Origin of the sequence: Streptomyces sp. NPDC050508 (genome assembly GCF_040655155.1) — a bacterium.
Classification (GTDB): Bacteria; Actinomycetota; Actinomycetes; order Streptomycetales; family Streptomycetaceae; genus Streptomyces.
Genome location: NZ_JBFAJJ010000005.1, coordinates 280181 through 299610, shown reverse-complemented (window position 1 = coordinate 299610; position 19430 = coordinate 280181). Strand labels below are relative to the sequence as shown.

General features: G+C 71.4%; 16 protein-coding genes. 6 read left to right on the top strand and 10 right to left on the bottom strand.

Annotated elements, in window-relative coordinates; all coding sequences use genetic code 11:
* Positions 1-5: 5 nt before the first annotated feature.
* A complete protein-coding gene (gene mycP, locus AB0I69_RS16850; protein ID WP_363096400.1) occupies positions 6-1190 on the bottom strand; it encodes a type VII secretion-associated serine protease mycosin in 1185 nt (394 codons plus the stop codon).
* The gene (locus AB0I69_RS16845; protein ID WP_363096399.1) at positions 1187-2017 is read right to left on the bottom strand and encodes a hypothetical protein; all 831 of its coding nucleotides are present in this window, start codon (positions 2015-2017) and stop codon (positions 1187-1189) included. The genes mycP and AB0I69_RS16845 overlap by 4 nt, the downstream gene beginning before the upstream one ends.
* A gap of 2988 nt (positions 2018-5005) precedes the next feature.
* On the opposite strand from AB0I69_RS16845, the gene AB0I69_RS16840 reads away from it, so the two are divergent.
* The gene (locus AB0I69_RS16840; RefSeq protein ID WP_363096398.1) at positions 5006-6208 is read left to right on the top strand and encodes an amino acid deaminase/aldolase; all 1203 of its coding nucleotides are present in this window, start codon (positions 5006-5008) and stop codon (positions 6206-6208) included.
* Positions 6209-6253: 45 nt separating this feature from the next.
* Here AB0I69_RS16840 and AB0I69_RS16835 read toward each other — a convergent pair whose 3' ends face one another.
* The 3 genes from AB0I69_RS16835 to AB0I69_RS16825 are packed head-to-tail and all read right to left on the bottom strand — an operon-like array spanning position 6254 to position 9794.
* Positions 6254-7039, bottom strand: a complete 786-nt coding sequence (locus tag AB0I69_RS16835; RefSeq protein WP_363096397.1) for a 3-oxoacyl-ACP reductase — start codon at positions 7037-7039, stop codon at positions 6254-6256.
* Positions 7036-8415, bottom strand: a complete 1380-nt coding sequence (locus AB0I69_RS16830; protein ID WP_363096396.1) for an aldehyde dehydrogenase family protein — start codon at positions 8413-8415, stop codon at positions 7036-7038. Before AB0I69_RS16830 ends, AB0I69_RS16835 begins: the two co-directional genes overlap by 4 nt.
* Positions 8416-8423: 8 nt before the next feature.
* On the bottom strand, positions 8424-9794 hold the full coding sequence (locus tag AB0I69_RS16825) for a glutamine synthetase family protein (RefSeq protein WP_363096395.1): 1371 nt from the start codon (positions 9792-9794) through the stop codon (positions 8424-8426).
* 85 nt (positions 9795-9879) lie between these two features.
* On the opposite strand from AB0I69_RS16825, the gene AB0I69_RS16820 reads away from it, so the two are divergent.
* Positions 9880-10614 (top strand): FCD domain-containing protein, encoded by a 735-nt coding sequence (locus AB0I69_RS16820; RefSeq protein WP_363096394.1) that lies wholly within the window; start codon positions 9880-9882, stop codon positions 10612-10614.
* An 81-nt stretch (positions 10615-10695) separates the two neighbouring features.
* On the top strand, positions 10696-11397 hold the full coding sequence (locus AB0I69_RS16815; RefSeq protein WP_363096393.1) for a gamma-glutamyl-gamma-aminobutyrate hydrolase family protein: 702 nt from the start codon (positions 10696-10698) through the stop codon (positions 11395-11397).
* Here the strand turns inward: AB0I69_RS16815 and AB0I69_RS16810 are convergent.
* Positions 11394-12317: a LysR family transcriptional regulator gene (locus AB0I69_RS16810; protein WP_363096392.1), complete on the bottom strand. Its 924-nt coding sequence runs from the start codon at positions 12315-12317 to the stop codon at positions 11394-11396. The two genes, AB0I69_RS16815 and AB0I69_RS16810, sit on opposite strands and share 4 nt — an antisense overlap.
* Before the next feature lie 70 nt (positions 12318-12387).
* Between AB0I69_RS16810 and AB0I69_RS16805 the strand changes: the two genes are divergently transcribed.
* On the top strand, positions 12388-13497 hold the full coding sequence (locus AB0I69_RS16805) for a TDT family transporter (protein ID WP_363096391.1): 1110 nt from the start codon (positions 12388-12390) through the stop codon (positions 13495-13497).
* Here the strand turns inward: AB0I69_RS16805 and AB0I69_RS16800 are convergent.
* The 4 genes from AB0I69_RS16800 to AB0I69_RS16785 all read right to left on the bottom strand — a co-directional run bounded on the left by AB0I69_RS16800 (position 13424) and on the right by AB0I69_RS16785 (position 17965).
* Positions 13424-14143, bottom strand: coding sequence for a helical backbone metal receptor (locus AB0I69_RS16800; protein WP_363096390.1), 720 nt, complete (start codon positions 14141-14143; stop codon positions 13424-13426). The genes AB0I69_RS16805 and AB0I69_RS16800 overlap by 74 nt on opposite strands.
* A complete protein-coding gene (locus AB0I69_RS16795; RefSeq protein ID WP_363096389.1) occupies positions 14143-14706 on the bottom strand; it encodes an XRE family transcriptional regulator in 564 nt (187 codons plus the stop codon). The genes AB0I69_RS16800 and AB0I69_RS16795 overlap by 1 nt, the downstream gene beginning before the upstream one ends.
* Before the next feature lie 384 nt (positions 14707-15090).
* Entirely contained in the window at positions 15091-16914 is a 1824-nt protein-coding gene (locus tag AB0I69_RS16790; RefSeq protein WP_363096388.1) for an ABC transporter permease/substrate binding protein, read from the bottom strand.
* A complete protein-coding gene (locus AB0I69_RS16785) occupies positions 16907-17965 on the bottom strand; it encodes a betaine/proline/choline family ABC transporter ATP-binding protein (protein ID WP_363096387.1) in 1059 nt (352 codons plus the stop codon). Before AB0I69_RS16785 ends, AB0I69_RS16790 begins: the two co-directional genes overlap by 8 nt.
* Before the next feature lie 132 nt (positions 17966-18097).
* Here AB0I69_RS16785 and AB0I69_RS16780 point away from each other — a divergent pair, with 132 nt between their 5' ends.
* Together AB0I69_RS16780 and AB0I69_RS16775 are read left to right on the top strand one after the other, a co-directional pair.
* Complete coding sequence (locus tag AB0I69_RS16780) at positions 18098-18466, top strand: hypothetical protein (RefSeq protein ID WP_363096386.1); 369 nt, start codon at positions 18098-18100, stop codon at positions 18464-18466.
* A 21-nt stretch (positions 18467-18487) separates the two neighbouring features.
* The gene (locus tag AB0I69_RS16775; protein WP_363096655.1) at positions 18488-19417 is read left to right on the top strand and encodes a 5'-3' exonuclease; all 930 of its coding nucleotides are present in this window, start codon (positions 18488-18490) and stop codon (positions 19415-19417) included.
* Positions 19418-19430: the final 13 nt, after the last annotated feature.

Sequence of the window (19430 nt, the reverse complement as noted above, 5' to 3'; positions counted from 1 at the left end):
GGGGTCTAGAAGCCCTCGTGCGGCTCGCGTCGGCCTCGTCGGCCGCGCCACAGGACGACCGCCGCCACGAGCAGGACTCCGCCGACGCTGCCCGCGAGGGGGCCCGCCCAGTCCGACGTGTCGCTGTCTGTCTTGGCGGCGTCCGGACCCGGGCCGAAGTACTTCTTGCCGTACGCGGCGGACTGCAGGCTCTCCGTCTTGAGACCGGCGGCCGCCTTCATCGCGGCGGCGGGGTCGATGAAGCCGAAGCCGCGGGAGTCGTCGCGGCCACCGGCCGGGGGGTTGCGGGCGGTGTCTTCGAGGAGCTTCTTGATCTGGGCCGGGGTCAGCCCCGGGTGGGCCGCCTTGATGAGCGCCACCGCGCCCGAGACGAAGGCGGACGCGGCGCTGGTCCCCCACCCTTCGTAGTACTTGTGGTCGGGGTCGGCGATGACGACGTTGACTCCGGGGGCGCTGACCGTGGCGTACCAGCGGCGGGTGGAGAAGGAGGCGCGGGTGCCGAAGCGGTCGACGGCGGTCGCGGCGATCACGCCCGGGTAGGCGGCCGGGTAGGAGACGTGGTCGCCCTTCTCGCCGCCGTTGCCGGCCGAGGCGACGACGGCGACGCCCTTCTTCAGGGCGTACTGCACGGCCTCGTCCTCGGCGGGCTCGGGGTGCGCGGAGGCGGAGTCGTCGCCGAGGGAGAGGTTGATGACGTCGGCGCCGTGGTCGGCGGCCCAACGGATGCCGTCCGCAAGGGCGTTGCCGCGGGTGGTGCGGGCCTTGGCGCGGGCGGAGTCGCCGTCTTCGAGGATCACGCGGACGGGGAGGATCTTGGCCTCCGGGGCGATACCGATGACGCCGTCGTCGTCGCCGGGACCGTGTCCGTGCCCCGCGATGATGCCGGCCATGGCGGTGCCGTGACGGGCCCAGGACCGGTCGCCCGGCTTCGCCCCGAAGCCGACCATGTCCTTGCCGGTGAGGACGTTGCCGGTGAGGTCGGGATGGTCGGCCTCCACGCCGGTGTCGAGGACGGCGACGGTGATGCCCTTGCCCTTGGTGGTCTGCCAGGCCTCCTGGGTGTGCATGGCGTCCAGAGCCCATTCCTGGGCGCGTATGCCGTCGGCGTGCGCGACGGTGGGCGGGACCAGGGCGAGAGAGGCGGCGAGCGCGACGCTCAGCAGACCGGCCCGGCGGAACGCGACGCTCATGAGGACTCCTCCGAGGTCTTCGATCTCCCCGAGGGCGAGTCGACGGTCTTGCGCAGGCTCCGCTCGACGCGGTCGGCGAGCCCCTGTGCCTCGTTGCCCAGGCCCGACTGGGCGGGGGCGGTGGTGCCACCGGAGGTGACGGCTTCACCGGCGGGCTCCGGCGTGTCGACCGTACGGCCGTCCGCCCAGCCGGAGACGGCGTACACGACGACGGGGGCGTCGGTGAGGACGGAGATGGTCCAGGAGGCCCGCTGTTTGTCGCCGAAGGCGGCGGCGAGGGTGCCCTTGGCGGCGTACGGGCGGGGCATGAGGTCGGTCCGGTTGCCGAGGTTCTCGTTCTTGAACCGGGTGGACAGGGCGGTCATCGCGGCGATGTCGGCCTTGGTGAAGAGGAGGCCGACCGTCGTGACGTAGCTCTGGGTGGCGTCGGTGTAGGTGGCGCGCAGGAGCCGCTGGCAGCCGACCGGGGCGAGGACTCCGCGCAGCAGGGGGTCGAAGGCATTGGCACAGCCGGTGTCCGGGGCCACGGCGATCCGGGTCCAGGTCCGGTCGGCGCCGCCGGGACCGGCACCCTGCCCCTGCACGGTGGGCGGGAAGAGCTGATCGACGGGCACGCTGTGCCACAACTGCCCGGCGGTCACGAAGGCACTCGCACCGCCGTCGGCCCCGTCGTCCCCCGTGAGCCAACTCCCGGTCACCGCACCGCCGATGAGCCCGAGACCGAGCACGACACAGACCGCGACGGCAGCGGTACGGGACCGTATCCGCGCCCCCAACGGCCGCGGCCGCACTCGCTCGTCGTACCCCTCGGGCTCCCCGAACGACACAACCGGCCGCCCACCACCGGGGTTCACAGGAGCACTCCAGGAAAAAGCGGGGTCGGGGCCCAAGTCGCCCCCGGGGCGCGGCAGTTCGGAGGCGGGGCGGAGAGGGGTACCGGGGGCGGCGGGTGACCAGGCGCGGGTGTCGGTGTCGTCGGGGGTGGGGTGGACTGGGCTACTGGGAGCGGTCGTTGACCAGGCGCGCGCGTCGGAGTCATCAGGGGCGGGGCGAACTGGGCTACTAGGGCCGGCCGTTGACCAGGCACCGGTGCCGGAATCATCGGGGGTGGAGCGAACACGGCTACTGGGAGCGGCCGTTGACCAAGCGCCGGTGCCCGCGTCATCGGCAGTTGGCCGAACTGGGCTACTGGGAGCGGCAGATGCCCAGGCACCAGCGTCCCCGTCAGCACCGGCAGGGCGAACCGGGGCGCTGGGAGCGGATCCCTGCGGGGCTGGAACGGAGGGGCCCAGGCCGGACGCGATAGGTCCGGCCGGAGGAGCATCGGAAGGACGGGGACCGGCAGTTGCGGCACCGGAGGAGGGATACGGCGCACCGCCGGCGGAGGGCGACCACACACCACGCGTGGGCGCACCACCGGTGGGATCCGTGAACGATTCACCCCGCCAAGGGGCATCCGGCCCCGGCCGAGCGGTGGACTCCGAGGGCGACCCGGGCGTGGAGTCGGCGGGCCGCGACGGGGGTGTTGCCGGGCTGGCGGGGGTGTGGCGCTGCCGGTCGGACGGCTGAGGGGTCGGCGCGGTCTCAGTCTCGGTCGCGGGGCGGGGCGGGTCGGCGGGGAGGGGAGGCGTCGCCGGACGGGGGGACTCCTCGCGGAGCCGGTCGGACGGCTGACGCGGGGGCTCGGTCGCGGGGCGGGACGGGACGGCGGAGCCAGAGGGCGTCGCCGAGCGGGGGGACCCGTCGCGGAGCCAGTCGGACGGCTCACGCAGGGGCTCACTCACGGGGCGCGGCGGGACGGCAGAGCCGGGAGGCGTTGCGGAGCGGACGGTGTCCTGGCGGAGCTGGTCGGACGGCTGACGCGGGGCCTCGGCCGCGGGGCGGGGCGGAGTAGCCGGGCCGGAAGACGTCGCCGGACGGCCAGAGTCCTGGCGCAACCGCTCAGGCGCTTGACGCGGGGGCTCGGTCGCAGGGCGGGGCGGGACGGCGGAGCCGGGAGGCGTTGCTGGACGGGGGGACTCCTCAGGGAGCCGGTCGGACGGCCGACGCGCAGCCTCGGCCGCGGGCCACGGCGGGACAGCAGAGCCGAGAGGCGTCGCCGAACCGCGAGAGTCCTCGCGCAGCCGCTCCGACGCCTGACGCGGGGGCTCACCCGCAGGGCGCGGCGGGACAGCGGAGCCGGAAGGCGTCGCCGGGTGGGCGGAGTCCTGGCGCGGCCGGTCGGGGGCTTCGCGTGGAGCCTCGTCTGCAGGGCGCCGTGGGGCAGCGGAACGCGGCGGGCCGGACGGGGTGTCCGAGCCTGCCGGTGCGGTCGGGCGGAGCGGGGCGCTCGTCTCCGGCCTGGCCCCCTGCGGTGCTTGGCTTCCCCCCGTCGGCGCCGTGGGTCGGTGGGGCGGCCGGGGCGGTACGGCACCCGGTGCTTCGGGGTTCGCGCGGTGCGAGTCGCTGCCGGACGCCGGCGGCGTGTCCGGGAAACGTGCCGAGGCCGGTGGAGGGGGCGGGCTCACGGGGTCGGTGACACGGGGCGAGAAAGGCCGAAGGCCGGGGAAACGCGGCCCGGGGGTGTCGGAGGAGCCAAATGCCGGTGCGGCGGCTGGGGAATCGGATCCGGACGCGGTGCGGGCGTCGGAGCCGTTGTTCTGAGACGCGCCGCGGGCGTCAGGGGTATCGGTCGGAGGCACGCCGCGGGCCTCAGCGCCGTAGCCCGGAGAGGCGGCACGTGCGTCAAAACCTTTGCCCGCAGACGCAGTTCGGGCATCGGCGCCATGGCCTGGAGAAGCGGCACGTGCGTCAAAACCGTTGCCCGCAAACGCACCGCGGGCCTCCGAGCCGTAACCCGGAGATACGGCACCCGCGTCAAACCCGTTACCCGGAGGCACAGTTCGGGCATCGGTCCCGTTACCCGAAGGCACAGTTCGAGCATCCGTCCCGTTGCCCTGAGACACCGCGCGCGCGTCCGTCCCGTTGCTCTGCGCAGCCGTGCGCCTGGCGTTGCCGCCGTCCCACCATCCCGTACCGGGCCTGTCTCCGCCCCGGGGCGCCGTACCGTTTCCGTCGCTCCCGCTCTCGGCCGACGCCGGACCGGAGCCTGCCCCGCGTGACGGCACGGCGGAATCCGTTGCCGTCGGACGTCGGCCGCTCGTGTCGGCGCCCGAAGCGGGGTGCCGGTTCTGCGAACCACCGTTCGTCGGCCCACTCTGCATGCCTGGCGCGCTCCACATGCTCGACGCACTCGACGTATCCGACCCGCCCGGTGTCCCCTGCGCTCCCTGCGTACTCGGGGCATCCTGAGTCGGACCAGGCCCCGAAGCGCCCCCCGAAGATCCTCTGTGGCCGGAATGCGGTCGGTCCAAGTCCTCGCCTGTTGCGTCTGTTGCGTCCACCGCGTCGCCGGGCGTCGGTCGCTCCGCCGGGTTCATGGGATGCGTCGCGTTCGCCGGATGGGACGGTGGCGTGGGATGCGGCGGTACGGGGGCGCGTCGCGCTTCCGTGCTCATGCACCCCCCGTTTCCTCGTACCCGGGCCACCGTTTGTTCGCACGCGGGCCGGCGTGCACCTGCCCTTGCTCGTATACGGACCGGCGTCCACCCCGCTCTCACCCGGCACGACACAAAAACAAAGTCGTCCCGAGCACGCATACCCGCAGCGGCGGACCGCCATCCCGGGCGCGGTCGAACGACCGGCGGCGATTCCTCCGTGCGTGCGCGTCACTCTACGGGTTGCCCCCGCTCGAACGGGAACCAGTCCACGCCCCCGGGGCATCTGCCCGGAACGTCCCCCTACCCTGCGGTAATCCTGTCTGGCAGGCTGCGTTCATGACTGCGCGCGCCGCCGACCGGGCCCGTTACGACCGGGCCACCGCCCACCTCGACGCCCCCGTCGCGATCGTCGACCTGGACGCTTTCGATGCCAACGCGGACGACATCGTCCGCCGGGCCGGCGGCAAGCCGGTCCGCGTCGCCAGCAAGTCCGTCCGCTGCCGAACCCTCCTCGAACGCGTCCTGGCCAGGGACGGCTTCGCGGGCCTGATGTCCTTCACCCTCGCCGAGTCCCTCTGGCTCGCCCGCTCCGGGTTCGACGACGTCCTCCTCGCCTACCCCTCCGCCGACCGTGCCGCCTTCGGTGAACTGGCCAACGACCCCAAGCTCGCCTCCGCCGTCACCGTCATGATCGACGACCCCGCACAGCTCAAACTCATCGACGACTCACGCGACGGCGGCACTGAAGTCGTGCGCGTCTGCCTGGAGTTGGACACCTCGCTACAGATGCTCGGCGGCCGGATCCGCATCGGAGCGCTCCGTTCGCCGCTGCGCTCCCCCGCCCAACTCGCCGACATCGCACGGACGGTGTCCGAACGCCCCGGCTTCAAGGTCGTAGGGATCATGGCCTACGAGGGGCACATCGCCGGTGTCGGAGACTCGGTGGCCGGGCGGCCGTTCCGCTCGCGCGCCATCCGGCTGATGCAGGCCACCGCCAAGCGTGAACTCGCCGAGCGGCGCGCGGAAGTGGTGCGTGCGGTAAGGGCAGTTGTGCCCGATCTGGAGTTCGTCAACGGCGGCGGCACCGGCAGCGTGCAGTACACCGCCGCCGAGGATTCCGTGACCGAGATCGCGGCCGGTTCCGGACTGTACGTGCCGCGTCTCTTCGACAACTACACCTCGTTCACCGGCCGTCCGGCCGCGCTCTTCGCCCAGCCCGTCGTACGGCGCCCGGGAGTCGGCGTCGTCACCGTCCTCGGCGGCGGCTACCCCGCCTCCGGCGCCCCCGGCCCCGACCGGCTCCCGGTGCCGTACCTCCCGGAGGGCCTGCGCTACGACCCCCAGGAGGGGCCCGGCGAGGTGCAGACGCCGCTGCTCGGCTCCCCCGCCGACGACCTGCTCATCGGCGACAAGGTGTGGTTCCGGCATGCCAAGGCGGGTGAACTGTGCGAGCGGTTCGACGCGTTGCACCTGGTCGAGGGCGACCGGGTGACGGCCACCGTCCCGACCTACCGGGGCGAGGGCATGACCTTCCTGTGAGCACTCACGGGGTCGACTGCCCCCGCTCCGGCGGGGGTTCACGACCTACATCGGAGTGACGTACGCCCCCGAGATGCCGCCGTCCACCAGGAAGTCCGCCGCGTTGACGAACGACGAGTCGTCGCTGGCCAGGAAGGCGACGGCGGCGGCGATCTCGGTCGCCTCGGCGAAGCGGCCGACCGGGATGTGCACCAGGCGACGCGCGGCGCGCTCGGGGTCCTTGGCGAACAGTTCTTGCAGGAGCGGGGTGTTGACCGGGCCCGGGCACAGTGCGTTGACGCGGATGCCCTCCCGGGCGAACTGCACGCCCAGTTCACGGGACATGGCGAGGACACCGCCCTTGGACGCCGTGTAGGAGATCTGCGACGTCGCCGCGCCCATCCGCGCCACGAATGACGCCGTGTTGATGATGGAGCCCTTGCCCTGGCGGCGCATGTACGGGATCGCGGCCTTGCAACACAGGTACACGGACGTGAGGTTGACGTCCTGGACCCGCTTCCACGCCTCCAGTCCCGTGTCGAGGATGGAGTCGTCGTCGGGCGGCGAGATGCCCGCGTTGTTGAAGGCGATGTCGACACTGCCGTAGGTGTCGAAGGCCGTCTTGAAGAGCGCCTCGACCTGCTCGGGGTCGGTGACGTCGACCTTCACGAACAGCCCGCCGACCTCGTCGGCCGCCGCCTTGCCGTGGGTCTCGTCGATGTCGCCGCAGACGACGTGCGCGCCCTCGGAGGCGAGCCGGCGCGCGGTGGCGAGGCCGATGCCGCTGCCGGCTCCGGTGATGACGGCCGTACGGCCGACGAGCCGGCGGCAGATGTTCTCCTGAGCAGTCACTGTGCGGGGCCCTCCGTGCTGATGAAGACGTTCTTGGTTTCGGTGAAGGCGGTGAGCGCGTCCGGGCCCAGTTCGCGGCCGATCCCCGACTGCTTGAAGCCGCCGAAGGGGGTCCAATAGCGGACGCTGGAATGGGAGTTGACGGACAGGTTGCCGGCCCGGACGGCCCCCGAGACGCGCAGGGCGCGGCCGACGTCGCGGGTCCAGATGGAGCCGGAGAGGCCGTAGTCGGTGGCGTTGGCCAGGCCGATCGCCTCCGCCTCGTCCTCGAAGGGGAGCACCACGGCGACCGGGCCGAAGACCTCCTCGACCGCCACCCGTGCGTGCGGGTCGACGCCGGTGAGGACGGTGGGCGGGAACCAGAAGCCGGGGCCTTCGGGCGCCTTGCCGCGGATGCCGCCGAGGTCGTCCGTGACGTACGAACGGACCCTCTCCAACTGGACCTTGGAGATCAGCGGGCCCATGTCCGTCGTCTCGTCGGCCGGGTCGCCGACGCGGACGGACTCGACAGCCGGGGCCAGCAGCTCCAAGAAGCGGTCGTAGACGCTGCGTTGGACGAGGATGCGGGTGCGGGCGCAGCAGTCCTGGCCGGAGTTGTCGAGGAAGGACATGGGGGCGGCAGCGGCGGCGGCTTCGATGTCCGCGTCGGCGAAGACGATGTTGGGGCTCTTGCCGCCGAGTTCGAGGGTGACGCGCTTGAGGAGCGCCGAGCCCTTCGCCAACACCTGTTTGCCTACAGCCGTTGACCCAGTGAACACGATCTTCGCGACGCCCGGGTGCTCGACGAGTGCGGTGCCCGCGACCGGGCCGTGGCCGGGCAGCACTTGGAAGAGGCTCTCGGGAAGGCCTGCCTCCAGGGCGAGTTCGGCCAGCCGGAGCGCGGTCAGCGGGGTCGTCTCGGCCGGCTTGAGGATGACCGCGTTGCCCGCCGCGAGCGCCGGTGCGGTGCCCCAGGCGGCGATCGGCATCGGGAAGTTCCAGGGCGCGATCACGCCCACCACGCCCAGCGGTTCGAGGATCGTGATGTCGAGGCCGCCCGCGACCGGGATCTGCCGTCCGGTCAGCCGTTCCACTCCCCCGGCCGCGTAGTCGAGCAGATCACGGACGTTGCCGGCCTCCCAGCGGGCGTTGCCGACCGTGTGTCCGGCCTCGCGCACCTCCAACTGGGCCAGTTCTTCGAGGTGTTCGTCGACGGCGGTCGCGAAGCGGCGCAGCAGCCGGGCCCGGTCGGCGGGCGGAAGGGCCGCCCACTTCGCCTGGGCCCGCGCGGCGCGTACGACGGCGGCGTCCACGTCGGCCGCGGTGGCGGCCGGGACGGTGGCGACGACCTCCTCGGTGGCGGGGTTCAGTACTTCCAGCGGGTGCTCGGCAGGCAAAACGGTCCTCACAGACGTTCGAAGGAGCGACGCAGCTCCCAGTCGGTGACGGCGGCGTCGAAGGCTTCGAGTTCGACGCGCGCCATGTTGCGGTAGTGCGCGACGACCTCGTCGCCGAAGGCGGCCTTGGCGATCGGGCTGTTCTCCCACAGCTCGGCGGCCTCGCGGAGATTGGTGGGGACGTGCGCGTAGTCGCCGCTGTAGGCGTTGCCCGCGCAGGCCTCCGGCAGCTCCAGCTTGTGCTCGATGCCGTAGAGCCCGGCAGCGACCAGACCCGCCACCGCCAGGTGGGGATTCACGTCCCCGCCGGGCAGCCGGTTCTCGAAGCGCATCGAGCGGCCGTGGCCGACGACCCGGAGCGCGCAGGTGCGGTTGTCGTACCCCCAGGCGACGGCGGTAGGCGCGAACGAACCCGGCTGGAACCGCTTGTACGAGTTGATGTTCGGGGCGTAGAGCAGCGAGAAGTCACGAAGCGCGGCGAGCTGCCCCGCGAGGAAGTAGCGCATGACCTCGGACATCCCACCGGGGTCGCCCTCGGCACCCGCCATGGTGTTGCCGCCGTCGCCGTCGCCGAGCGAGAGGTGGATGTGGCAGGAGTTGCCCTCGCGCTCGTTGTACTTCGCCATGAAGGTGAGCGAGACGCCTTCCTGGGAGGCGATCTCCTTGGCGCCGGTCTTGTAGACGGCGTGCTGGTCGCAGGTGACGAGGGCGTCGTCGTAGCGGAAGACGATCTCGTGCTGCCCCGGGTTGCACTCGCCCTTGGCGGACTCGACGGTCAGTCCGGCGACGGTCATGTCGTTGCGGATCCGGCGCAGCAGCGGCTCGATACGGCCGGTCCCCATCACCGAATAGTCGATGTTGTACTGGTTGGCCGGGGTGAGCCCTCGGTAGTTGGCGTCCCAGGCCTGTTCGTACGTGTCCTTGAACACGATGAACTCCAGCTCCGTACCGACCTGCGCGGTGAATCCGTGCTCGGCGAGGCGCTCCAGCTGGCGGCGCAGGATCTGGCGGGGTGCGGCGACCACCGGCGATCCGTCGTTCCAGGCGAGGTCGGCGATGAGCATGGCGGTGCCGGCGTTCCAGGGCACACGGCGGAGGGTGGACAGGTCCGGGTGCATGGCGAAGTCGCCGTAACCGCGCTCCCAGGAGGACATGGCGTAGCCGTCGACCGTGTTCATCTCGGTGTCGACGGCGAGAAGGTAGTTGCAGCCCTCGGTGCCGTGCTGGAGCACGTCGTCCAGGAAGAAGTGGGCGGCGAACCGCTTGCCCTGGAGCCGCCCTTGCATGTCGGGGAAGGCCAGGACGACAGTGTCGATCTCACCACTGGCAACGAGGCGTTGGAGTTCCTCGACGCTCAGTGGGGGTGTGCGGTCTGCCACGGGAAAGCCTCCTTCGGCTTCTACGGTCAGCCGGAAGCCATAAGGTATTGCGGAGAACCATTGCTTGGGAAGGGGGTGCCACCATATGTCGCTGGATGCGGAGAACGGGCTTGAGGACCGGTTGACCCCGGTACTGCGGCCGGTGCGGGCGGGCAACGGCTTCGAAGAAGCGCTGGAACAGATTCTGCAGGTCGTACGGCTGGGTCTGGTGCCGGGGGGCGAACGGTTGCCGGCCGAGCGGGAGCTGGCCGAGCGGCTCGGGATCAGTCGGGTGACGCTGCGCGAGGTTCTGAAGGTACTGCAGGACCAGGGACTGGTGGAGTCGCGGCGCGGACGCTACGGCGGGACGTTCGTCCTGCCGAAGTCGGACGCGGGCGGCGAGGACGAGTTGCGGCGGCGGATCAGCGCGGTCGACATCGAGGACGTGCTGCGGTTCCGGGAGGTGCTGGAGGTCGGCGCGACGGGCCTGTGCGCGACGCACGGCCTGACAGCCGAACAGGCGGGGCGCCTACGGGACGCCCTCGCCCGCACGCACGACGCCCCGCTCGCCGACTACCGCCGCCTGGACACGCTGCTCCACCTGACCCTGGCCGAGCTGTGCGGTTCGCCGACGCTGACCGCGCAGTACGCGGCGGTACGGGCCACGGTGAACGACCTTCTCGACTGCATCCCCCTCCTCGTCCGCAACCTGGAGCACTCGCAGCGGCAGCACATCGCGCTGGTGGAGGCGGTGCTGGACGGGGACGCGGACGGGGCGCGGGAGATGATGCGGGAGCACTGCGCGGGCACGGCGGCGCTGCTGCGCGGCTTCCTGGCGTGACCGCCTGGCCAACGGGGTAGTTCAATGGCTTCAATGGTTCCCTTGGAGTCCATTCAAGTCGCTTCACGGTCGGAGGGGTGCATGGCGGGCAGGCCGCTGATCGGCATCAGTACATACCTGGAGACCGGCGCCCGCTGGGGCAACTGGGAGTTGGAGGCGGCACTCCTGCCTGCCGGCTACCCACGGCTCGTACAACGCGCGGGCGGCCTCGCCGCGATGCTGCCGCCGGACGCCCCCGAGCACGCCGCGGCGACCGTGGCCCGCCTCGACGGCCTGGTGATCGCGGGCGGCCCGGACGTCGAACCGGTCCGCTACGGCGCGGAGCGCGACCCCCGCACCGGCCCGCCCGCCCTCGCCCGCGATGCCTGGGAACTCGCCCTGATCGAGGCCGCGTTGACGGCCGGCGTGCCGCTACTGGGCATCTGCCGAGGACTGCAACTGCTGAACGTCGCCCTCGGCGGCACCCTGGTCCAGCACATCGACGGGCACGCGAAGACACCGGGAGTCTTCGGACACCACCCGGTCAAGCCGGTGCCGGGAACCCTGTACGCGACCGCGGTACCGGAGGAGACATCCGTACCGACGTTCCACCACCAGGCCGTGGACCGGTTGGGTGCCGGGCTGGTGGTGTCGGCCTGGGCAGCGGACGGCACCGTGGAGGCGGTCGAACTCCCCTCCGCCGACTGGGTGGTGGGGGTCCAGTGGCATCCCGAGATGGGCGAGGACCTGCGGGTGATGCGGGCGCTGGTGGAGGCGGCGGCGAACGCCACGACGGCTCGCTAACCCCGCGTCAGCGACAGCAGTTCCCTCGCCGGGCCCGTCGGCCTGTGCCCCGTCGGCCAGACCGCTCTCAAGTCGCGGGCCAGGGTGACCCCTTCCACCGGGATCCGGACCAGCCGCCGCATCGACAGTTCCTCCCCCACCGCCAGCTCGCTCAGGACAGCGGGGCCCGCTCCGCTCACGGCCGATGCCTTGACCGCCGTAGTGGAGGACAACTCGATGAGGGGGCGGGCCAGGCCGCCCAGCGCCGCGTCCAACACCTGGCGGGTGCCCGAGCCCTTCTCCCGGAGGATCAGGGGCGTCGACGCCAACTCCTGTGCCGGGACCGGGCGTCGGCGGCGGGCCCAGGGGTGGGTCGGGGCCGTGACGACGATCAGGTGGTCGTGGGCGATCACCGTCGAGTCGAGGCCGGGCGGGACGGACAGGCCCTCCACGAAGCCCAGGTCCGCCTCGTCGGAGAGAAGGCGTTCCGCGACCGTGGTCGAGTTGCCGGCCAGCAACGAGACTGCCGTGTCGGGGCGTTGGGAGCGGAGGGCGAGGAGCCAGCCGGGGAGCAGGTACTCGGCGATGGTCATGCTGGCGGCGACGCGGAGCCGGGAGTCGCGGCGGTGCCGTAGCGCCTGGGCGCCCGCGTCGAAGGCGGCCGCCGCCTCGACGACCCGGCGGGCCCAGTCCGTGACCAGGGCCCCGGCGTCCGTCAGGCTTGAGCCGCGCGGTGACCGGTCCACCAGGGCCACGCCCAGCTGCCGTTCCATGGACCGGATACGGCTGCTGGCCGCCGGCTGGGTGATCCCCAGTTCGCGGGCCGCCCCGCCGAGACTCCCGAGCCGTGCCACCGCCAGCAACAGTTCCAGCGCCCCGAGGTCCGGCACCCGGTGCGCTATCGACCCTTCCCGCTGATCTTTCGTCTCGCTCCCGCTCATAAATCCAGTTTATGTCCCCATAGACAGATACTCCCTGGTCGCCCGTCTCGGTCGGCGAGACGGTGAGGACATGGTCACCGCCGTTCGACACCTCGGACCCAACTGGTACGCGTCCGTCATGGGCACCGCCATCGTCGCCACGGCCGGTGCCGGGCTCCCCCTGCACCTCCCGGGGCTGCGTACGGCGTGCACAGCCGTCTGGGCCCTCTCGCTCGCGATGCTCCTGGTCCTGCTCGCCGCCCGGACCCTGCACTGGACCCACCATCCCGACCAGGCCCGCGCCCACCTCCTCGACCCGGCGATGGCCCCGTTCTACGGCTGCCTCGCGATGGCCCTGCTGGCGGTGGGCGGCGGCGGACTGGTCGTCGGGCAGGACTGGATCGGGGTCCGGGCGGCGGTCGTGCTCGACGCCGTGCTGTTCGGGGCCGGTACGGTCGTCGGGCTCACGGCCGCCGTCGCCGTCCCGTACCTGATGGCCGTACGGCATCACGTGCACCCCTCACAGGCGACCCCCGTGTGGCTGCTGCCCGTCGTCGCGCCCATGGTGTCGGCCGCCCTCGGTCCACTCCTCGTGCCCCACCTGCCGGCCGGGCAGGCCCGGGAGACCCTCCTCCTCGCGTGCTTCGCGATGTTCGGGCTGAGCCTGCTGGCCACCCTCCTCATGCTGCCGCTGGTCTTCGCCCGGCTGGTCACCGGCGGGCCGCTGCCCCTCGCGCTCACCCCGACGCTGTTCCTCGTGCTGGGTCCGCTGGGTCAATCCACCACCGCCGTCGGCAAGTTCGCGGACTTCGCACCCGGGGTCGTACCTGCCACGTACGCCCAGGGCTTCAGTCTCCTCGCGGTCCTCTACGGCGTCCCGGTCATGGGCTTCGCCCTGCTCTGGTTCGGCCTCGCCACCGCGCATGTCGTGCGCGCCCGGCGCCGGGGCATGGGCTTCACGATGACCTGGTGGGCGTTCACCTTCCCGGTCGGCACCTGCGTCACCGGCGCCGAGACCCTGGCCCGGCACACCGGGCTCGCCGTCTACGACGGGCTCGCGATCCTCCTGTACGGCGTACTCGTCGCCGCCTGGGTCACCGCCGCCGTGCACACGGCACGCGGTCTGGTCAGCGGTGAGCTGCTCGCAGGGCCTCGGACAGCACCCGTGGCGCTTCGGCCAGTGACGGCCCGTACCAGGTGAGGTGCCTGCCGCCGACGAGCGCGCAGGGCAGGCCCGGGAAGGCCTCCGGGCCGTCGTCGGCCGTGAAGCGGTACGGCTCGTCGGGCAGGACGACCAAGTCCGGTGCCACCGCCCGCAGTTCCTCGACCGTGGCGCGCGGATAGCGTTCGGCGTGCGCCGCGTACGCGTTGTCCACTCCCAGGCGGGACAGCACGTCGCCCGCGAAGGTGTCCCGGCCCAGCACCATCCAGGGCCGGCGCCAGATGGGCACGACAGCAGACCTACGGCCCTCCGGTTCCGGCAGCTCCGACCACACCCGCTCCGCCTCGTCGAGCCAGCGCGGGCGGGACGGCGCTCCGCACGCGTCGAGCACCCGGGTCAGCTCACGGAAGGCCTGCGGGACGTCGCGGATCTCGGTGACCAGGACCTCGGCACCCGCCTCGCGCAAGGCGGTCAGATCCGGTTCGCGGTTCTCCTCCTCGTTGGCGATCACCAAGTCGGGGGCGAGGGCGAGGATCGGTTCGAGCTTCGGGTTCTTCGTGCCGCCCACGCGTGTCACGTCGAGGCCCGGCGGATGGCTGCACCAGTCCGTCGCGCCGACCAGAACTCCCGGCAGCGATACGGCGATTGCCTCCGTCAGCGACGGTACGAGGGAGACGACGCGCATCAGCGCGGGCGGTCCTGGACCGCCTCGATGTGCTCGGCCACCGCGACCACGACGACCCGGGTGTCCGGCACGGTCGCGCGCCAGCGGTGGCGCACCCCTCCGGTGAGGTACATCGTGTCGCCGCGTACGAGGCGGTACGCACGCCCCTCCGCCTCGATCTCGACGGCACCGTCCGCGACGTACATCAACTCGTCGTTGCGGTGCTGGAATTCACGTCCGGCGTCGTGGTCGCCGGTGAACTCCGAGGCGTGCAGCTGGTGGTGACCCCGTACCAGGGAACGCATCCGGGGTTCGGCCGACTCGGGTTCCTCGGCGCGTACGACGTCGACGCTGCACGCCGGGTCGGCGGCGGCGAGGAGTTCGACAGCCGTGGTGCGCAGGGCGTCGGCCACCTTCTCCAGGGAGCTTCTGCTGGGGCGCGCCCGGTCGTTCTCGACCTGGCTCAGGAAGGGCACCGACAGGCCGCTGCGCTCGGCCACGACGGCGAGGGTCAGAGACAGCGCGCGGCGCCGCCGCCGTACGGCCGCACCCACCCGAAGGGGTTGTTCTTTGTGGTCGCCCATCGCCCTGGCTCCCTCCTTCGCTCGTCGGTTTTCAGTTGCCTCTGATGAGTTCTCTGCACCCTACGCATGTTCGGCAAACCGTTTCATGCGCCTGTCACATCCACGTCACACAGCGTGCGATCGGACCTCACAGTTCTGGCCAGTGCGCGAGGCACCTTCGGCCCTCAATCAGCGCCGGACTTCGTCTCTACTCTTCAATGCATACGCAGCCGCCTGTGTTCCCGCTCACATCACAGGCCTGATTGCGGGGTTTCGTAGCGCTATGTGGTTGGCCGGATCCTTTTCGTACCGGATCGGGGCGCGGACAGAGGTGGGCCCCGCCGCACGAAGGGGGGAACGTGCGGCGAAGCCCACCTCTCGGGCGGCGGCTCCGGGACTGTCAGGTCACCCGGCCGCCTGGCTCTTCCGGTTCTTCGCCACCGGGGCCAACTGGTCGACGAGGCCCGGATGTTGCTTCAGCCAGGTGCGGACGGCGTCCTGTTCCTCGCCCTTGCCGGACTTCTGGATCTGCGCCTCCAGACCGGTGAGCTGAGCCTCGGTCATCCTGAAGTCCTTCAGCCACTTGCCGACGTCGGGGTTGTCGGCGGCGAAGCCCTTGCGGGCCACGGTGTGCACGCCGTCGCCCTTGCCCCAGGCGTTCTTCGGGTCCTTGAGCTTCTTCAGCCCGTAGTCGCTGTACGCCCAGTGCGGCGACCAGAGTGTGACGACTATCGGCTGCTTCTTTGCGTACGCCCGCTTCAGCTCGGCCAGCATCGCCGGGGTGGAGCCGTCGACGACGTCGTAGGACCCCTGGAGGCCGTACTCCTTGAGGACCTTGGTCTTGAGGAGGCCCATCATTCCGGCGCTCGGTTCGATGCCGGTGATCTTGCCGCCGAACTCGGAGGCGTGGGTCTTGAGGTCCGCGAGGGAGTTGACGTCCTTCACGTACGACGGGACGGTCAGCTCCAGTGACGTGGAGCCGTACCAGCTGCCGAGGTCGTCGAGCTGCTTGCCGTACTTCTTCCAGTACTCGGCGTGCGTGGTGGGCAGCCAGGAGTCGGTCTGGAAGTCGACCTGGCCGGTGGCGAGGCCGGTGTAGAGGGGGCCGGCGGCGTACTGGGTGGTCGTCACCTTGTAGCCGCGCTCCTCCAGGATCTCCTTCCAGAGGAAGGTGGAGGCGATGCCCTCGTCCCAGGGGATGTAGCCGATGGTGATCTCCTTGCCCTTGCCGACGTCCGTGGCGGAGGTCGCCTTCGTGTCGGAGGAGGAGCCGAAGACGCCTATACCGCCGGCCACGAGGGCGAGGACGACCACGCCGATCACGGCGAACGCCGGGCGGGGGCGGTAGTTCCAGGGCTTGGCGTTGCCCGCCGCGCGGGCCTTGGCGGCGGCGCGGCGGCCCAGCGGGGAGATGTGGGTGCCGAGCGCGCTGGTCATGCGGTCGAGGTAGATCGCGAGGACGACGATGCCGACGCCCGCCTCGAAGCCGAAGCCGATGTCGAGCTGGCCGATGGCCTCGTTGACGGCGCCGCCGAGGCCGCCGGTGCCGACCATGCCGGCGATGACGACCATCGACAGGCCCAGCATGATGACCTGGTTGACGCCCGCCATGATCGTCGGGAGGGCCAGGGGCAGTTGGACGCGCAGGAGCGTGTCACGTGGTGAGGTGCCGAACGCCTCGGCCGCTTCCACGAGTTCGGCGTCGACCTGGCGGATGCCCAGCTCGGTCATGCGGACGCCGGGGGCGAGCGCGAAGATCAGGGTGGCGATGACACCGGCGGACGTGCCGAGGCCGAAGAAGAGGATCGCCGGGATCAGCAGCACCATCGACGGCATCGTCTGGAGCAGGTCGAGGGCGGGCCGTACGACCGCGCTGACCGTCCTGGAGCGGGCCGCCCAGATGCCCAGCGGGATCGAGATCACCAGCGCGATGACGGTCGCGACGAGCACCAGGGCCAGGGTCGACATGGCCCGGTCCCACAGGTCGAGCGAGTCGATCAGCAGGAACCCGGCGAAGGCCAGGACACCCGCGACCAGTCCGCGCAGCCACCAGGCGAGCACCGCCAGGATGCCGGCGAGGAGCAGGGGTTCGGGCGCGGTCAGGACCGCGTTGATGCCGTCGTACATGCCCTCGACGACCGTCTTGATCGCGTCGAAGAGCCAGGACATGTGGGCGACGAGCCAGTTGACACCGGAGTCGACCCAGTCGCCGAGCGGGAGCCTAGGCACAGGCGGTCACCTGCTTCTCCTGACCGGCGGGGCCGCCGCCGAGGAACGCGACGAGGCGTTCCTGCGGTACGACTCCCACGACCTCGTCCGCCGCGTCGAGCACCGCGACCGGGTGGGTGAGGCGGGCGCTGAGGGCGCAGAGGTCGGCGAACGGGGTGTCCGGCGTCGCGGTCTCGCAGGCGCAGCCGGCCTCCTCGCCGGTCACGTCGGTGTCCATGACGGCGCTCGCGGTCAGCACCCGGGAGCGGTCGACGTCCTGGATGAAGGAGGCGACGTAGTCGTTGGCGGGGCGCAGCAGGATGTCCTCGGCGGTGCCGGTCTGGACGATGCGGCCGTCGCGCATGACGGCGATGCGGTCGCCGAGGCGCATGGCCTCGTTGAGGTCGTGGGTGATGAAGACGATGGTCTTCTTCAACGACTTCTGGAGTTCCAGGAGTTGGTCCTGCATGTCCCGGCGGATCAGCGGGTCGAGCGCGCTGAACGACTCGTCCATGAGGAGCAGGTCGGCGTCGGTGGCGAGCGCGCGGGCAAGGCCGACGCGCTGCTGCATTCCGCCGGACAGTTCGTCGGGCCAGGAGTCCTCCCAGCCGGCCAGACCGCACAGGGCGAGGGCCTCGTCGGCGCGGGCTTCGCGCTCGGCGCGGGGCACGCCCTGTACTGCCAGTCCGTATGCGGCGTTGTCGCGGACGCTGCGGTGCGGGAAGAGCGCGAAGTGCTGGAAGACCATGCTGATCTTGCGGGCGCGGACCTCGCGCAGTTCACGGTCGCCGAGCGCGGTCAGGTCCTGGCCGTCGAAGAGGACGCGGCCCGCGGTGGGCTCCAGGAGTCCGTTGAGCATCCGCAGGAGGGTGGACTTGCCGGAGCCGGACAGGCCCATGACGACGAAGATCTGGCCCGGTGCCACGGAGAAGGAGGCGTCGATCACGGCGGCGGTGGTGCCGTCGGCGCGGAGTTCCTCCCTGTCGGCTCCCTGCTGGAGCCGTTCGACTGCCTGGACCGTTCGTCTGCCGAACACCTTGTGCAGGTGTTGGGCTTCTAGCCTGGCTGACACGCGTACCTCTCGATGGGGGGCGGGACGGGCGGCGCCTGCCCCCGCTTTCCTTGCGCAAACACAGGAGTGGTTCAGCTCACTCGGGCCGTAGGATCACCGCCGACGTCACTGCTGGGGACCCGGGGGGCAACCGTGGAACGACCGGACGACCGACTGCCGTCGGCCTTTCGCTTCAGTACGGAACTCGTCGCCTGGGTGGGCGTGCCGTGGGCCCTGGCCGGTCACTCGTGGGTGCTGGCCGTGCTGTCACTCGTGGTGCTGATCGGCCTGCCGACCGTGTTCGCCACTCCGGGCGACAAGGAGAAGGTGATGGTCCCGGTGCCGGGGTGGGCCACGATTCTTCTGGTGCTGCTGCAGGTCGCCGGGGCCCTGGTCGCCGCATGGTGGATCATGCCGCTCTGGGCCGCCTTCCTCGTGTCGGTGCTGGCCGCCGTCACGCTCGTCACGGAACGCCCGCGCTGGAAGTGGCTGCTCTCGCTGCCACCCCGCGCCGCTACGTAACCGTCCGCGCGGTGCGGCATGATGCGTGACGTGACCGGACGACTGATGCTCCTCGACACCGCCTCGCTCTACTTCCGCGCCTACTTCGGCGTCCCGGAGTCCGTGAAGGCTCCGGACGGGACGCCGGTGAACGCCGTGCGCGGGCTGCTCGAATTCATCGACCGCCTGGTCAAGGACCACCGTCCGGACCAGCTGGTGGCGTGCATGGACGCGGACTGGCGACCGCAGTGGCGGGTCGACCTGATCCCCACCTACAAGGCGCACCGCGTCGCCGAGGTGCGCGAGAGCGGCCCGGACGCGGAGGAGGTGCCGGACACGCTCTCGCCGCAGGTGCCGATCATCGAGGCCGTGCTCGACGCGGTCGGCATCGCGCGCGTGGGCGTCGAGCCGTACGAGGCGGACGACGTGATCGGCACGTTCACGGCGCACGCGAAGGGCCCGGTCGACATCGTCACCGGCGACCGCGACCTGTACCAGCTCGTCGACGACGCCCGCGGCATCCGCGTCCTGTATCCGATCAAGGGCGTCGGCATGCTCCAACTCACGGACGAGGCGCTGCTGCGCGAGAAGTACGGCGTGGACGGCCGGGGGTACGCGGATCTGGCGCTGCTGCGCGGCGACCCCAGCGACGGCCTGCCGGGCGTGCCCGGGATCGGCGAGAAAACGGCGGCGAAGCTGCTCGCCGAGTTCGGTGACGTGCCCGGGATCATGGCCGCGATCGACGACCCCAAGTCCAAGCTGACCCCCTCGCAGCGCAAGCGCCTGGACGAGTCACGGCCGTACGTCGCGGTCGCGCCCAAGGTCGTGCGGGTCGCGGACGACGTACCGCTGCCCGATGTCGACCCGACGCTGCCGCACGCTCCGCGCGATCCGGAGCTGGTGGGCGCACTGGCGGAGCGCTGGGGGCTGGGCGGATCATTGCAACGACTGCTCACCACGCTCGCCGCATAAGCATTGTTCTTGC